This is a genomic window from Qipengyuania proteolytica (genome assembly GCF_019711565.1).
Lineage (GTDB): Bacteria > Pseudomonadota > Alphaproteobacteria > Sphingomonadales > Sphingomonadaceae > Qipengyuania > Qipengyuania proteolytica.
The window spans coordinates 842,571-858,126 of the sequence record NZ_JAIGNN010000002.1 but is presented as its reverse complement, the minus strand read 5'-3'; the positions used below and the strand labels follow the sequence as shown (position 1 = coordinate 858,126).

Genomic DNA, 15,556 nt, shown 5'->3' with positions numbered 1-15,556 from the left:
AACGCTACTTCCGTGATATTGCGAAGGGCGGCAGGAGCGATCCTGTCGCCCTTTCGTTTATTCGGGCTTGGCAGTCCGCTTGATCGCCAGTCCCGGCGAGTGTGAGAGCATTTCGGCTTCCTGCCCCGTGTGGATATGGGCCTTGCGCCTTTCGACGGCGCTGATGATCGGGCCGGCGACGATGCCGTGAACCACGATCGAGAGCAGAATCGTGAAGCTCGCGGTCGCCCAGAGGAGATCGAGCTGGGCGAAATCAGCGTGGTTCTGACCATAGGCGAGGTAATAGATCGACCCCATTCCGCGCACGCCGAGGAACGCCACGGCAAGCTTTCCAGGCAGCGGTAGAAAACTCAGGCTTTCGGCAGCCAGCCCGGCTAGGGGCCGAATGACGAAAACCAACGCACAGCCCAGCAGCGCGGCGGGCAGGGTGAGCGCATCGAGAACGCCGCTAGCCAGCATTGCGCCAAATCCGAACAGTACCGCGACAAGCACGATCTGCTCGATCTGGTCGATGAAATGGTGGCTGATCTTGTGGTAGCGACTGCGATTTTCCCGCTGCCGCGCCGTCACTGCACCCACGAACACCGCGAGGAAGCCGTATCCCTCGACGACCTCGGCAAGTCCGTATGCGAGCAGCAGCGTGCCAAGCACGACCAGACCTTCGCTCGTCGAGTAGATCGGACGCCCGGACCCTTCACTTTCTTCGTCGATGTCTTCGATCGGCGAATCGGCCTCACGCTCGAAAACGTACCATGCGCCGGCGCGGCCGACCGCCCAACCGACTGCGCATCCTGCGAGGATGCGCCAGACGAGATCAAGGGCAAACCACTGTACCGTCCAGCCACCAAGCGCCGTCATGCCGACAGCGGCAATGGCGAGATAGGTGAACGGGAAGGCGAGGCCATCATTGAGCCCCGCTTCGACCGTCAGACTGAAGCGGACGTCATGACGCTTGTTTTCCCCCGGCGGCCCGACTTGCACACTGCGTGCAAGGACCGGGTCGGTGGGCGCCAACGCCGCGCCCAGCAGGATCGCGCTGGCCGGTGCCAGGCCCAGCGCCCACCAGCCAAGCAGAGCGACCGCGGCGATGGTCACTGGCATTGCGATCACGAGAAGGGGCCAGATCTGACGCCAGTTTTTCCAGCTCACCGGCCTGTCAATCGCGATGCCGGCTGCCATCAGCGAAGCGATGACAATAAACTCCGTCACGTATTCGAGAGTAATCGCATCGAACCCGTCGCTGGCAGGATTGAAGTGTGGCAGACCGAGCGGAAGCTGGCAGACTGCCCATCCGGCAGCCACGTAAACGAGGGGCAGCGACAGCCAGTGATCAGCCAGCCGGCGTTCCAACCCGACCGCCAGGACCAGTCCGAGCCCGAAAATGATGAACATGAATATGCGGGGGTCGAAATCCATGGCGTATTAGACGCTCCGGCCGCACTAAGGCTCCCAGCGTTCGAAGTCGGGCTGCGGAATTGCTGCGCTGCGGGCCCGTTCATAGGCAGCGCCAAGCTTGAGCACCTCATGGTCGCTCCACGTCCCGCCCATGAAGCTTACCCCGACAGGCAGGCCCTCTACAGCTCCCATGGGAACCGTGAGATGCGGGTAACCGGCGATGGCCGCGAGCGACCCCGCGCCGATGCTGCCGTTGTAATTGTCGCCATTGACGAGGTCGCTCGTCCAGGCCGGGCCGCGCGTCGGGACGACGAGAAAGCTGACGTTGTTTTCCGTCAGGAGGCGATCGATGCCTTCGGCGCCCGCCAGCCTGAGCGACGTAGCCCGGGCCGCCTCGTAGTCCTCGCGACTTCTGGTGGCGAGCGCCTGCTCGAACAACGATTGGCCGAACCAGCGCATCTCGCTCGCGGCATTCTCGGTGTTGAAGGCGACAAGATCCGCTAATTCGCGCGGGCCGCCCTCGCCGGGCAGGCTCGCGAGATAGGCGTCCATGTCGGTCCGCAACTCGTAGAGCAGCACCGTCAATTCGCCGTCGTACATCTCTCCCTGAGGCTCGTACTCGATCTCGATCAGTTCGGCTCCTGCACGTCGCAGGTCGGCCAACGCGACCGCGAAGACGTCGCGCACGTCGTTGCGATTGCCGATTTGTTTGACGAGCACGCCGATCCGCACGCCTTGCAGCGAATAGTCGGCCAGCCCGGCGGTGAAATCGGTGACATGGGTGTCGGCCTCCGCGGTCGCAGCATCGGCAGGGTCGGACCCCGCGATCGCACCGAGCAGGAGCGCGGCATCGAAGACGCTGTTTGCCATCGGGCCTGCCGTGTCCTGCGAATGGCTGATCGGCACGACATGCGTGCGGCTGACCATGCCGACGGTCGGCTTGAAGCCGACGATGCCGTTGACGCTGGCCGGGCAGGTGATCGATCCATCCGTCTCGGTCCCGATTGCGGCCCAGGCAAGCCCGGCGGCCACCGCCGCCCCGCTGCCCGATGACGAGCCGCAGGTGTTGCGGTCGATTGCATGCGGGTTGCGGGTCAATCCCCCGACTGCGCTCCAGCCGCTGGTCGAGTTGTCGTCGCGGATGTTGGCCCATTCGGACAGATTTGTCTTGCCTAGGACCACGCCTCCGGCGGCGCGCATGCGGGCGATCAGGGGCGCGTCGCGGCCGGTGTTGTTGCCCGCGAGTGCCAGGCTGCCGGCCGTGGTCGGCAGTTCGCGCGTCTCGATATTGTCCTTCACCAGCACGCTGCGGCCCATCAGGGGAAGCGCTGCGGCCTGCGCCGCGCGCGCTTCGAGCGGAGCGGCGGGATTGATCGCGATCACCGCGTTCAGCTGCGGGCCCATGTCGTCGAGCTGGGCGATGCGGCGCAGATAGGCATTGGCCGCCTCCTCGGACGAGAGCGCGTCCAGCGCATCGATCCCGGCAGAAGCATCGGGCGGCGTCGCCTCCTGTGCGGCCAGCGGCGACGCGGTTGCGAGGAGGGCGAGCGGCAGGGTGATGTGCTTCATGGCACCGCACCCTGCCACCGGATCTCGGCAATGCAAGCGGGCTCAGAAGTTCCCGCTCAGCGTGAAGCGCACGATCGGCCCGATGCGGCGATCCGAAACTTCGGTGAACAGCACATCTCCATCGGGCCGCGAATCGTCGTAGACTGTGCGCCCCCCCTTGTTCCGCGCGCCAAGGACGTTGCCGACCCGCAGGCGGCCTGTCATCCCGAGGATGTCCTTATGCTCGATGAAGACGTCGACGAAGCTCGGTCCTTCCCAGAACCGGCCTTCTTCGTAGCGGCGCGAATATTCGACCGGGCTGAAAGTGAACAGGCTCGCACCATAGGCCCAGCTGCTACCCGGTATGTCGTGGCGGAAATCCGCCTCCAGCTTGTTGTAGAGGTCGTATGAGAAGGCACGGTTCTCGCCTGTAAACGGATCGGTGACGTCCATCCATCGCTGGACCGCGGCGAAGTTGAGCTGGGCGCCTTTCCAGCCGATCGGGTCGAACTTCATCGTACCCGAAAGCTCGACATGCAGGCGCTTCGCATCCCCGATATTGCCGCGTGCCTCGCCGCCGTCGGCCAAGGGGAAGAAGTCGACGAAGTCCTCGAACCAAGCCTGGCGGACCTGCAGCTTGGCAGAGCCCCATGCGCCGAAGCTCTTGTTGACCTCGGCCTCGATGTTCCAGCTCTGGTCGGGCACCAGCTCGTTGTTGCCGCCGTTCTGGTTGTTGTCGTCGAGGTTTACGCTGGCAAGGAAATTGCCGAAGCTCAGCTGGCCCACGCGGCGGCGCAGCTCGACCGATATATCGAAATCGCTGGCAGGTTTCCATGCGAGCGAGAGCGAGCCCTTGGGCCGCTTGAAGACGCGGGAATTCGCTGCCGATCCGGTCTGCTGGATTTTCGAGTATTCGGCACCCGCCGTCGCCTGCAGGGAAAGCTTGGGCGTCAGCTGCTTGCTGAAGCTGAGAATGCCCTCGTAGCGGTCTTCGGTGACGCCGCCATTGCCGGAAGGGAAGGGGATGCCGACGAAATCGCCGTCATCGTCGAGAACTTCGAGCGACGAGCTACGGTCGAGCCGGTTGAATGCAGCCTCGCCCGACAACTGCCAGTCGGCCTTGAACATGTTCCAGCCATATTCGAAGCGGCCGATCCGCTCGCCCGCACCATTGGTCTGACGGAAGCGGAAGCCGGTATCGGGCGATGCGTCGGAAAAGCTGTCGATCAACACGCTCTCGAAATTGTCGCGTTCGAAGCGTTCGAGGCCGATCAGCTTCAGCTTGCCAGGACCGAAAGGGAATTCGATGTCGCCGCCGATCTCGTAGTTCGGGCCGTCCTCGCTGTTGCGGACCAGCCGGTCGCGATCGGGACCTGTGACCGGCTGTGCGAATTCGGTGATCCGCTCGGCGAAGAAATCCTCGCCATAACGCAGGTTGAGATGGGCGACGCTTTCGGGCGAGATCGTATAGGTGAAGTTGGTCGAGAGGCGCGGGTTGTCGAACTTGCCCGAAAACTTGGTGGCCTGCGTCTCGATCAGATTGCCTGCGCCATCGCGCAGCTCGACGGGACCGTCCGCCCCGAAGCGGTTGTTCTCGTTACTCAGGGAGACTGTGTAATCGAGAGCACCCTCCTTCCCCGTCAGCGAAATCTCGCCGCCGTAGAGTTGCGCTTCGGTGTTGTGGGGCCGGAAGCCGGTGGTCCAGCGGAACTGTCCGGACGCACCCGTCGTGTTGACGACGATATTGGCAACCTGCCCGTTGAGGCCCGGGATGTCGAGGGTTGTGCCGTCGACGATTTCGATGCGGACCACATCGCCCGAAGGAATGCGGCTGAGCTGGTCGCGAACGCTTTCGGACTTGCTCGAAAAGCGCTGGCCGTTGACCAGCACATTGGCCGTCGCTTGTCCGAGACCGCGCGAATTGTTGTCGCCGCCGTCGATGACGAAGCCGGGCACCTGGGCGAGCATGTCGAGCGCGTTGCGAGGCGCATAGCGTTCGAAGTAGACCGGTTCGAACACCTGCGCTCCCTGGGTCGGCGAATCCCTTTCTCCGGCGACCGGAACATCGTCATCCGCATCCGCGGCAAGCAGCGGTGCTGGTGCGAGCATGAGCATGGCAAGGACATTTGCAGCGGTAACGGCGCGGGCGTAACGCATTGAATCAGGGCTCCCCTCGTGGTGCGGGAATCTACGTCTACGTTTGTAGGCATGAGCGCCAGACAGACATCGACCACAGCTGCTTTCCAGCCGACAAATGAGTCCGCCTGATCCGTGAACGGCTGGTTCGCGGCGACGAGCGACATGGATTGCAGGCTGCAACCGTTTTCAGGCCCATCGATTGACTCGCAGCGACATATCCTCTGCTTTGAAGGGTTAAGCCCCTTGAACATCGCCGGGGTACTCGCGACATAGGCGTCCGATTGATCCGAGAAGAGGAATATCCATGATCGACCTGTTCGGCGGCGACGCCTACTCCACCCAAGGCCAGTTCACCCGCGATCCCGTGACGGGTGCCCTCGTGCCGGTGGTGGTCGAACAGACCAGTCGCGGCGAACGCAGCTTCGACATCTTCAGCCGCCTGCTGCGCGAGCGCATCGTTTTCGTCACCGGGCAGGTGGAAGACGGCATGGCCTCGCTGATCACGGCGCAGCTGCTCTTTCTGGAGAGCGAGAATCCCTCCAAGCCGATCAGCATGTACATCAATTCGCCGGGCGGCGTGGTGACCGCCGGCATGGCGATTCACGACACCATGCAGTACATCAAGCCGCGCGTGTCGACGGTGTGCATGGGGCAAGCCGCCAGCATGGGCAGCTTCCTTCTCGCCGCGGGCGAGCCGGGCATGCGCATTGCGCTCCCCAACGCGCGCATCATGGTCCACCAGCCTTCGGGCGGGGCGCGCGGCATGGCCTCGGATATCGAAATCCAGGCCCGCGAGATCCTGCGCATCCGCAAACGGATGAACGACCTCTATGTGAAGTACACGGGCCGCAGCCTCGACGAGATCGAAAAGGCGATGGATCGCGACACCTTCCTTGAAGCGGACGAGGCGATGAAGTTCGGGCTCGTCGACAAGGTGTTCGAAACCCGCCCCGAAAACGAGGGCGGCGAGGCCGACGGTTCGGGCGGTGCACCCGAGTAAAATTGCAGCCTACGTTCGGCGCGGGACCTGTTCCCGCGCGGGACTGTTGCATTATTACCGTAGGATTCCGGCAACCTTGCCGCTTCAGCTTGTGGCAAGGGGAAGACCGTACCTACTATATTGACCCAAATCCTCGCGCGCCTACAGTCGGGAATCTTCCGAATGGGGGGCGGGGAAGACGTTAGGATATGACCAAGTTGAGCGGAACCGATAGCAAGAGCACGCTGTACTGCAGCTTCTGCGGCAAGTCGCAGCACGAGGTGAGGAAGCTCATCGCGGGCCCGACCGTGTTCATCTGCGACGAGTGCGTGGAACTCTGCAACGACATCATCCGCGAGGAAACCAAGGCCGGTCTCGCGGGCAAGAAGGAAGGCGATGTTCCGACCCCGTCGGAAATCTTCGCGACGCTCAACGATTATGTGATCGGTCAGGATCGCGCCAAGCGCGTACTCTCGGTCGCGGTCCACAACCACTACAAGCGGCTCAAGCACAGCGGAAAATCGGGTGACGTCGAACTCGCCAAGTCGAACATCCTGCTGGTCGGCCCGACTGGGACCGGCAAGACGCTGCTCGCCCAGACGCTGGCACGCACCTTCGACGTGCCCTTTACCATGGCCGATGCGACGACGCTGACCGAAGCGGGATATGTCGGCGAGGACGTGGAGAACATCATCCTCAAGCTGCTGCAGGCGTCCGACTACAACGTCGAGAAGGCGCAGCACGGCATCGTCTACATCGACGAGATCGATAAGATCACGCGTAAGGCGGAAAATCCCTCGATCACCCGCGACGTGTCGGGCGAGGGCGTTCAGCAGGCGCTGCTCAAGCTGATGGAAGGCACCACCGCCTCGGTCCCGCCGCAGGGTGGCCGCAAGCATCCGCAGCAGGAATTCTTGCAGGTCGACACTACCAACATCCTGTTCATCTGCGGCGGTGCCTTCGCCGGCCTCGACAAGATCATCGCCGACCGCCTGCAGAAGCGCTCGATCGGCTTCGGCGCGCATGTCGCCGATCCGGACAAGCGCCGCGTGGGCGAGCTGCTCGAGAAGAGCGAGCCGGAAGACCTGCTCAAGTTCGGCCTGATCCCCGAATTCGTCGGCCGCCTTCCGGTCATCGCGACGCTCAACGACCTCGATGTCGATGCGCTGGTGACCATCCTGACGGAGCCGAAGAACGCCATCGTCAAGCAGTACGCAAAGCTGTTTGAACTCGAAGATGTCGAGCTGACTTTCCAGGACGAGGCGCTACGCGAAATCGCGGAGAAGGCGATCAAGCGCAAGACCGGTGCGCGTGGCCTGCGATCGATCGTCGAAGGCATCCTGCTCGATACGATGTTCGACCTGCCCGACATGGAAGGCGTGACCGAGATCGTGATCGACAAGGACGTCGTCGAAGGTCGCAAGGAGCCGATCCAGGTTCACGGCGGAAAGAAGGACGAGAAAGAAGAGGCTGCCTGAGGCGGCGGCTCCCGGCCTTCTTTTCGATTTGTCCAAATTTCTGAAGCCCTGACCACAAGGTGGTCAGGGCTTCAGTCCGTATAGGGCCAACGCGGCGATCGCCCTTTCGGCCCCTTCGCCATAGCGACGCCATTTCTCGACCGAACTGGCGTAGATGGGCGAGCGGACCTGCACGGCGCTTGCCGTCGCGACAGGCTCGGCGTTGCGATGAAAGTCCATGCAGGCATCGTCCCACACGAGCCCGCAGAAATCGAGTAGCCGCTCGGTCTGGCCGCGCTGGTCGGCAACGACATCCTCGTACCGCACCGGAAGGAAGCGGGCGGGAGGCAGGCTTGCGGCAAAAGCGTCCGCCATCCGCTCGAACCCGGCGACGAAATGCGCGGTGTCGCCGAAGTCGTAGGCATAGCTGTAATAGCTGAACCCGGTCGCGAAGAGCTGACGGTAGTTGGCGAACAGCACGTCGAAGGGCGATCGGCGCAGGCATATGACCCTTGCCCCGGGCAGGGCGCGAAGGATGGCGGGGGCGAAAAAGGCATTGAACGGCATCTTGTCGATGAAATGGGGAGCGCCCCCTGCCAGTCGTCCAACGCGCTCGAGATAGGTATCGCCGACGGCGAGCAGGCTGCTCGCCTCGGCAGCTACATCCAGCAGCGCCGGTTCGAGCACCAGCTGTCCCGGCGTCCTGAGCGCGCGTTTTAGGAGGATCGCGAAGTCGGAGAGTTCGCCGACCGAACGCACTTCGGGATGCGAGGATAAAATCCGTTCGACCAGTGTGGTCCCGCTGCGCGGCATTCCGACGATGAAGACAGGCCGCTCGTCACCCCGCGGCTCGGCTGCAAAGTCGCCCGCCCGTGCCGCAGCGATGGCAGATGCGGCCAAGGCTTCGGCGAAAACCCTGTCGTGCCTCACTTCACGCGCCTTTGCGGCCTTGGCCCGGTCCAGCCAGGCAAGCGAAGCGTCCCACTCTCCGCGTCCCTCCGCCAGCCGTGCAAGGGCGTGACCGATCGTCAGCCGTGTCTCGATATCCTTGCTCGCAGCGAACAGGGTTTCCAGCCGCGCGTCCCAGTCCGGCTCCGGCTCCCGCGCGAGCTGCACCAGCGCGACCCAGCCCTTGGCGTGGAGCGGATCGCGGGCGACCAGATCGCGAAACTCGTATTCGGCCGCTGCCAGATCCCCCGCAAATTGCAGCGCCACAGCAAGATTATAGCGGTAATCGGTGTTGTCCGGCACCCCGTCGACCGCCTGCCGGAAGGGCCCGACAGCTTCGGCATGCCGGCCGGTCCGGGAAAGCGCCACACCGAGCTGGTTGGCGATATGCGGATCGTCCGTACCCAGCGCGCTCGCCGCCAATGCCCTTTCGCGGGCGCGGTCCTGGTCCTGCTTGAGCAACGCCACCCGCGCTTCGAGCACCGCCAGCCAGCAACTGCGATGGCCAGTGCCCGCCGCCACCGCACACAGCCGCTCAGCGCCCGGACCATTGCCATGTTCTACCGCGATCGCCGCCATTACCAGCACGGCCTCCACGGCAGTCGGGTCTTCCTTGATTGCACGTTGCGCTGCAACATGAGCGGCATGGAAATTCCCGGCGAACAGTTGCTTTCGTGCACTTTGAAGATCGAAAATGTCGGTTCATCCTGTCGTGGCGTTGACAAATTACGCCGAACCCGTCTGAATCCCGGCGTGTGTTGCCATGCAACATAGGGGCGGATCTGCGAACCGCCCAAGCATGAGGTAGTAAGATATGAAAACGAGAACAACCGGCCACATCGCCCGCGCTGCGCTGCTGAGCAGCAGCATGATTGCCACCGCCTATGCCGCACCCGCGCTGGCGCAGGACGCCGACACGGCCTCGGCCAGCCAGGCGACCGATGAGAATGTCATCATCGTGACCGCAACACGGCGCGAAGAATCGGTGCAGGACGTTCCCTTCAACATTTCCGCCGTGACTGCCGAAGACCTTGTGGAGCAGGGTGCGTTCAACCTGCGCGAGGCCTCGCGCCTGGTGCCGGGCGTTTTCTTCGTCGACAACGGCGCGCGCAACAATTCGCTGGTCGTTTTCCGCGGCCTCAGCGCCGATCCGCTCGGTTCAAACGATGGCGGCGGCAATGGCGGCACGGTCGGGACATACCTCGGTGAAGTCCCGCTGCTGGTGGACCTGCGCCTGAAGGATGTGCAGCGCGTCGAATTCCTCATCGGGCCGCAGGGCACCCTGTATGGATCTGGCACGCTGGGCGGTGCCATCCGCTACATCCCCAACAAGGCCGATCTCGACAGTTTCTCGGGCAGCGTCCGCGCCGACCTCTACACGATCAAGGATGGCGACGGGATTAGCCACGATACCGGGGCGACGCTCAACGTGCCTATCGTTCCGGGCAAGCTCGCCTTTCGCGGGTCGCTGGACTATCTCGATGACAAGGGCTTCATCGATTATCCGTACGCCGTCGCCAATGTCGGTGTTTCGAACCCCGACGGGTTTGGCGATGCGTCGAATTTCAATGGCCTGAAGGACGTGAATGACGAACAGACGCTGACCGCGCGCGCGGTCCTGCGCGCTGCCCCGACCGACTGGTTCGATGTCGAACTCGCCTATACGCTGCAGGACCAGGAAACCGGCGGTCGGCAGCTGTCGAACCGCGCGATCACGACCCTCCCGGTCGAGCTCGGCAAGTACGAATCGGCCATGCGTGTTCCCGAGCCGAACGATCGCAAGACCCAGCTGTTCTCGGTGGAAGCGACCGCCGATCTCGGCTTCGCACAGCTGACCAGCGCCACCGGCTGGGCTACGGAGGACGAGACCGGTCAGCGGGACCAGACCGACCTGCTGATTGCGCTCGAATACAGCTATGAAGCTTTCCCCAACTTCACCTCCTTCACGCTGGAGGACAGCGACATCCGCGCCTTCACGCAGGAAGTGCGGCTGGTGTCGCAGCACGGCGGTCCGTTCCAGTGGATCGTCGGCGGGTTCTACCAGAACTTCCGCTTCTCCGGCTTCAGCAAGGAATTCACCCCCGGCTTCGACCAGTTCGCGGTCGACGAATTCGGCGGCATCCAGCTGCGGCCCGACAGCCTCGAATATTTCTCGGTCGACGAGCAGAAGCTGGAGGAACTCGGTTTCTACGGCGAGCTGACCTTCGACATCACCGACCGCTGGTCGGTGACCGGCGGCATCCGCTATTACGACTATGATTTCCAGGCGAGTTCGGCGGTCGATATCCCGCTGTTCCGGACGGTGTTCGACGGGGACGATCCCGATTCGATCGTGCTCGATTTCCAGGACGTGGGCCAGCAGGACGACGGCTTCCTCTTCAAGCTCAACACCTCCTTCGACGTGACCGACGATGTGCTGGTCTATGCGACCTATTCGGAAGGGTTCCGCATCGGCAGCGCCAATGGCGTCGCCCTGTGCCCGAACCCGCTGCCCAATACACAGATCGTTTGCGCCCTGCCGAACGAGTTTCAGTATTTCCCGGATACGACCAACAATTACGAACTCGGCTTCAAGAGCCAGCTGGCCGACCGCACGATCACGCTCAACGGCGCGCTCTACTACATCAAGTGGAATGGGCCGCAGGTGTCTTCGGCCACGGTCAACGGCAGCCAGCCGATCACCGTCAACGGGGCTGGCGCGGAATCGAAGGGCTTCGAACTCGCCGCATCGTGGGAGCCGATCCGCGGCCTGCAGTTCAGCGGCAGCTATGCCTACACCGACCCGACCTTCACGAAGGATGCAATCGACCTGATCGCGTACTTCGTCCCGCCCGGCTTCAGCGCGCCGCTGGACCCGAGTGGCAATGAGGACCGCCTCGACGGGAAGGCGGGCGACCGCCTGCCGGGCTCGCCGAAGCACAAGGGCTCGTTCTTCGCAAAGTACGAAACGCCGGTTACCGACACGATCGATCTCGGCTTAAGCTACGGCTTCACCGCTCAGTCGAACGTGCTGCGCACCGCGGGCAACCGGGGCAATGGCTACAAGATCCCCGGCTTCTCGATCCACAATGTGGCGGTTTCGGCGAAGTCCGACAGCTGGAGCCTGACGCTCTATGCCGACAATGTGTTCAACAAATACGCCGTCGGCGGTGTCCGCGGGAACCCGGATTACAACCAGGTGCTCGCCGATATCAACGGCGATCCGGTCTATCAGCGCACATTCGGCGAATTCGTGCTTGCGCCGCGCACCATCGGCCTGCGGATGACGTACGACTTCGGCGGCTGATCGCGACCGAACGAAAAAACCCCGTCCGGCCTTGGGTGAAGCGCCGGACGGGGCCGTATGGTGCCGCGTCGCAATGGGGGTACATTCGCGGCACCCTTGGGGAAGTTGTTGATCAGCCCGGCAGGAACACGCCGTCGGTGACGTGGATCACGCCGTTGGTGGTCTTCACATCGGCCATGGTGACGGTGCTGGTCCGGCCTGCGCCGTCGGTGACAACGATATTGTCGCCGGAGAAGCTCGCCGTCAGCGTTTCGCCCGCCACGGTTTCGAATTCGTAGCTGCCGCCGGCCTTGCGGATCGCCTGCGTAAGTTGTGCCGCCGGAATGCGGCCCGCGACCACGTGGTAGGTGAGGATATTGGTCAACTGGTCCTTGTTCGCGGGCTGCAGCAACGTGTCGACCGTGCCGGCAGGCAGCGCGGCAAAGGCGTCGTCGGTGGGCGCGAACACGGTGAACGGGCCGGGGCTTGACAGGGTGTCGACCAGATCGGCCGCCTGAACGGCTGCGACCAGGGTAGTGTGGACGCCGGTGCCGACCGCGGCCTCGACGATGTTGGGCTGCGCCTTTTCGGCCTTCATCCCGTGATGATCGGCCAGCGCCGGCGAAGCGGTGGCGAGAGCGAAAGCACCCGTCGCAGCGATCGAGGCGAGGGCAGCGGCCTTGAGTTTCTTCGAAATGGTCATCTGTAACTCCTTTGACTTCAAGCCCCGTCCAGCTTGTGTGGGAGTTACGGGCGACCCGGAGCGATGGATGCACCGCGATCGTGAAAAAATCTCAGATCGCCGTGAACCGTGCCTCTGCCACGACGGGTCCGGCCACCTGCGCAGGCGGCTTGCCGCCGAGCGGTTCGCGGGTGAGCAAAAGCTGCGAGCCCCCTGCGATCTGGCGACCGATGTCTTCCGGCACGCTATGCGCGGTGACGACGCCGGGGGTGACAAGCCCGAGCGAAATCAGCTCTCCTTGTTGCGGCACCAGCCATATTTCGTGGTCGTGGACGCCATCGGCGGTGAGACCCACCGCAGTCACGAGGAGGCTCTCCCGGTCGGGCAGATAGGTGAAGTCGATCCGCAGCGGAGTCCCTTCGATGGGCATGACAGCTGCGAGCGGAGGGCTTTGCGGCGCGGGAGTCGTGGGCATTGTAAGGAATGTGGCCGAGAACACGGCGATCGCCACGGAAGCTGCAACAGCGGCGCCCCCGATCCACTGCCAGCGCCTGACCTTGCGGCGCAGCGCGATCACCTCGGCGACTGCCGGCTCGGTTCCCAGAGCGGCCACGATCCGCTGCCAGACTTCGTCGCGCGGCCAGCGCGGATCGATCTCGTCTGCCAGCGGCGAGAGGCGATCCTGCCACTGCGCTACTTCTGCCGCGAACGCCGGATCGCTGCCTTCGCGGGCGCGCGCGGCCAGCAGCTCGTCACCCTCGAGCAGGCCGAGCGCATATTCGGCCGCCAGAACTGGGTCGGGACGTTTGTCTTCGGTCATTCGCCCGCCTCCATACAGGCCTTGAGCTTGGCCAGACCGCGGCGGATCCAGCTTTTCATCGTGCCCAGTGGCACCTTCTGCGCCTCGGCCAGTTCGGCATAGGTCCTGCCTTCGAAGAAAGCGGTCCGGATCGCATCGCGCGGGGTTTCATCCAGCGTGTCGAGGCAGGTGTGGACCCGGGCCTCGCGCTCGGCATCGATCAGCATGGCTTCGGCCAATGGCTGGGTGTCGGCGAGCGGCTCGGCGTCAGCCACGGACACCGAACCGCGGCGCACCTTGCCCGTGCGCAGCCGGTCGACCGCGCGGTTGCGCGCGAAAGTCGCCAGCCAGGCGATCGGGCTGGCGCGCTCCGGGTCGTAGCGATCCGCGCGTCGCCACAGGGTGAGGTAGACGTCCTGCAATGCGTCCTCTGCTTCCTTCTCGTCACCCAAGATACGGAGGCAGATGCCGAATAGTTTCGCCGATGTGGCGCGGTATATCTCCTCGAGAGCAGCGCGTTCCCCGACTGCAAGACGGTGCATGGCGGATCGCAGCTTGGCGCGGGCTTCCTCGCTCGCGCGCTGCATCAGCACCCGCTTTCGCAAGCGCGCGTGCGCTCGATCTGGATGGTGACGTGGCCGATGCGGTGGTGATGGTCGAGCTCGTGCGCGATCTCGCGCAGGAAGCCGTCGCCGGGATGGCCCTCCGGGATGACGAGATGCGCGGTCAGCGCGGTTTCGGTGGTGCTCATCGCCCAGATATGCAGATCGTGCACCGCGGCGACACCGGGGAGGCCCGACAGATAGCCGCGTACGGCCTTTTCGGAAACGCCCTTCGGCACGGCGAGCAGGCTCATCGCCACGCTGTCCTTGAGCAAGCCCCAGGTTCCCCAGGCGATGACGGCGACGATCACGAGGCTGACTACCGGATCGATCCAGCTGGCACCCGTCACAAGGATCGCGATGCCGGCGAGCACGACGCCTAGGCTGACGAGTGCATCGGCCGCCATATGCAGGAAAGCGCCACGGATATTGAGGTCGTCATGCCGCCCTTTGAGAAAGAGCAGCGCGGTGGCGGTGTTGATCACAATGCCGATGCCGGCGACGATCACCATCGTCTTGCCCTCGACCGCAATCGGTTCGGCAAAGCGATGCGCGGTCTCGAAGGCAATTGCGCCGATCGCGACCAGCAGCAGCGCGGCATTGGCGAGTGCGGCGAGGATAGTCGAGCTCTTGTAGCCGTAGGTGAAGCGCTCGTTCGGCGGGCGCTTGGCGGCGATGCTCGCGCCCCAGGCTAGCAGCAGGGCGAGGACATCGGACAGATTGTGCCCGGCATCGGCCACCAGCGCCATCGAGCCCGAGATCCAGCCATAGACCGCCTCGACGATGACGAAGCCGGTATTGAGGAGGATCCCGATCAGGAAGGCACGGCCGAAATCGGCCGGGGCGTGGGCATGGCCGTGGCCATGGTCGTCTGCCCGATGATGTGCGTGCGCGTGCCCCATCGATCCGCTCGTCCGCTCCAGCCTGCCGTGTGGTGCCCGTCGATTAGGGCAGTCGATCTACACTGGACAAGAAAAATCGTTCCAAAACAGTTAGATATGGAATATCATTCTGTGTTACAGTATAACATACAACTTAACGGGAGGGGCGCAAGTCCCTGAAAGCGCCGCGCTATTCGTAAATGCAGGCGTCGAGTTCGTCGCGGCGGACCACCCCTACGCGGGCGGCGATGCTGTTGCCGTGGCGGCGCAGCCAGCCGCCGGGGTTCTTTACCGACCGTTCCTTGGGGAGGGGCAGGGCGACGGCCATGCGCGCCGCTTCGGTGGGCGTCAGGCTGGCGGCGGACTTGCCGAAATACCGCTGCGCGCCGGCTTCCGCTCCATAGGTACCGATGCCCGTTTCCGCGACGTTGAGGTACACTTCCATGATCCGTCGCTTGCCCCAGATCTGTTCGATCAGGACGGTGAAATAAGCCTCCAGCCCCTTGCGGAAATAGCCCCCGTCCTGCCACAGGAAGACATTCTTTGCGGTTTGCTGGCTGATCGTCGAACCACCGCGAATGCGCCCGCCTCGGGCATTCTGCTCGATCGCCTGCTCGATCGCTTCGCGGTCGAACCCGTCATGGCTGCAGAACTTGCCGTCCTCTGCCGCAATCACCGCGCGGACCATGTTGCGATCAATGTTTGAGAGCGATTCCCAGTCCTTGGTGATGCCGTTCCCGTCCATCACCATGGTTGCGGTCACAGGTACCGGCACGAATTTGAACAGCAGCACCAGCGTCAGGCTGAGGCCCAGGAAGCCGATCATGACCTTGAACAGAAAGCGGACCAGCCAGCGCATCT

Annotated in this window: 12 protein-coding genes; 3 read left to right on the top strand and 9 right to left on the bottom strand. The window is 63.6% G+C overall.

Annotated features, from left to right (window positions below):
* Window positions 1–57 precede the first annotated feature (57 nt).
* The 3 genes from K3172_RS13225 to K3172_RS13215 are packed head-to-tail and all read right to left on the bottom strand — an operon-like array spanning window position 58 to window position 5,100.
* Window positions 58–1,416: a cation:proton antiporter gene (locus tag K3172_RS13225; RefSeq protein WP_221590767.1), complete on the bottom strand. Its 1,359-nt coding sequence runs from the start codon at window positions 1,414–1,416 to the stop codon at window positions 58–60.
* Between the two features lie 24 nt (window positions 1,417–1,440).
* Window positions 1,441–2,964 carry an amidase gene (locus K3172_RS13220; RefSeq protein WP_221590765.1) on the bottom strand — a complete coding sequence of 508 codons (1,524 nt, stop codon included), beginning with the start codon at window positions 2,962–2,964 and terminating at the stop codon, window positions 1,441–1,443.
* Window positions 2,965–3,006: 42 nt separating this feature from the next.
* On the bottom strand, window positions 3,007–5,100 hold the full coding sequence (locus K3172_RS13215) for a TonB-dependent receptor plug domain-containing protein (RefSeq protein ID WP_247718167.1): 2,094 nt from the start codon (window positions 5,098–5,100) through the stop codon (window positions 3,007–3,009).
* Between the two features lie 286 nt (window positions 5,101–5,386).
* Between K3172_RS13215 and K3172_RS13210 the strand changes: the two genes are divergently transcribed.
* Both K3172_RS13210 and clpX read left to right on the top strand, forming a co-directional pair.
* Window positions 5,387–6,082, top strand: a complete 696-nt coding sequence (locus tag K3172_RS13210; RefSeq protein ID WP_221590762.1) for an ATP-dependent Clp protease proteolytic subunit — start codon at window positions 5,387–5,389, stop codon at window positions 6,080–6,082.
* Between the two features lie 188 nt (window positions 6,083–6,270).
* Window positions 6,271–7,539, top strand: coding sequence for an ATP-dependent Clp protease ATP-binding subunit ClpX (clpX, locus tag K3172_RS13205; RefSeq protein ID WP_221590757.1), 1,269 nt, complete (start codon window positions 6,271–6,273; stop codon window positions 7,537–7,539).
* Between the two features lie 63 nt (window positions 7,540–7,602).
* Here the strand turns inward: clpX and K3172_RS13200 are convergent, their stop codons facing one another.
* On the bottom strand, window positions 7,603–9,063 hold the full coding sequence (locus K3172_RS13200) for a tetratricopeptide repeat-containing sulfotransferase family protein (protein ID WP_221590756.1): 1,461 nt from the start codon (window positions 9,061–9,063) through the stop codon (window positions 7,603–7,605).
* A 217-nt stretch (window positions 9,064–9,280) separates the two neighbouring features.
* Between K3172_RS13200 and K3172_RS13195 the strand changes: the two genes are divergently transcribed.
* A complete protein-coding gene (locus K3172_RS13195; RefSeq protein ID WP_221590755.1) occupies window positions 9,281–11,752 on the top strand; it encodes a TonB-dependent receptor in 2,472 nt (823 codons plus the stop codon).
* A gap of 112 nt (window positions 11,753–11,864) precedes the next feature.
* Here K3172_RS13195 and K3172_RS13190 read toward each other — a convergent pair whose 3' ends face one another.
* The 5 genes from K3172_RS13190 to mtgA form a co-directional block, all read right to left on the bottom strand.
* Window positions 11,865–12,434 carry a fasciclin domain-containing protein gene (locus K3172_RS13190; protein WP_221590754.1) on the bottom strand — a complete coding sequence of 190 codons (570 nt, stop codon included), beginning with the start codon at window positions 12,432–12,434 and terminating at the stop codon, window positions 11,865–11,867.
* A gap of 91 nt (window positions 12,435–12,525) precedes the next feature.
* The gene (locus tag K3172_RS13185) at window positions 12,526–13,233 is read right to left on the bottom strand and encodes an anti-sigma factor (RefSeq protein WP_221590753.1); all 708 of its coding nucleotides are present in this window, start codon (window positions 13,231–13,233) and stop codon (window positions 12,526–12,528) included.
* A complete protein-coding gene (locus K3172_RS13180; RefSeq protein WP_221590752.1) occupies window positions 13,230–13,799 on the bottom strand; it encodes a sigma-70 family RNA polymerase sigma factor in 570 nt (189 codons plus the stop codon). The genes K3172_RS13185 and K3172_RS13180 overlap by 4 nt, the downstream gene beginning before the upstream one ends.
* Window positions 13,799–14,716 carry a cation diffusion facilitator family transporter gene (locus K3172_RS13175; protein ID WP_221590751.1) on the bottom strand — a complete coding sequence of 306 codons (918 nt, stop codon included), beginning with the start codon at window positions 14,714–14,716 and terminating at the stop codon, window positions 13,799–13,801. The genes K3172_RS13180 and K3172_RS13175 overlap by 1 nt, the downstream gene beginning before the upstream one ends.
* A gap of 169 nt (window positions 14,717–14,885) precedes the next feature.
* On the bottom strand, window positions 14,886–15,554 hold the full coding sequence (mtgA, locus tag K3172_RS13170; RefSeq protein ID WP_221590750.1) for a monofunctional biosynthetic peptidoglycan transglycosylase: 669 nt from the start codon (window positions 15,552–15,554) through the stop codon (window positions 14,886–14,888).
* Window positions 15,555–15,556: the final 2 nt, after the last annotated feature.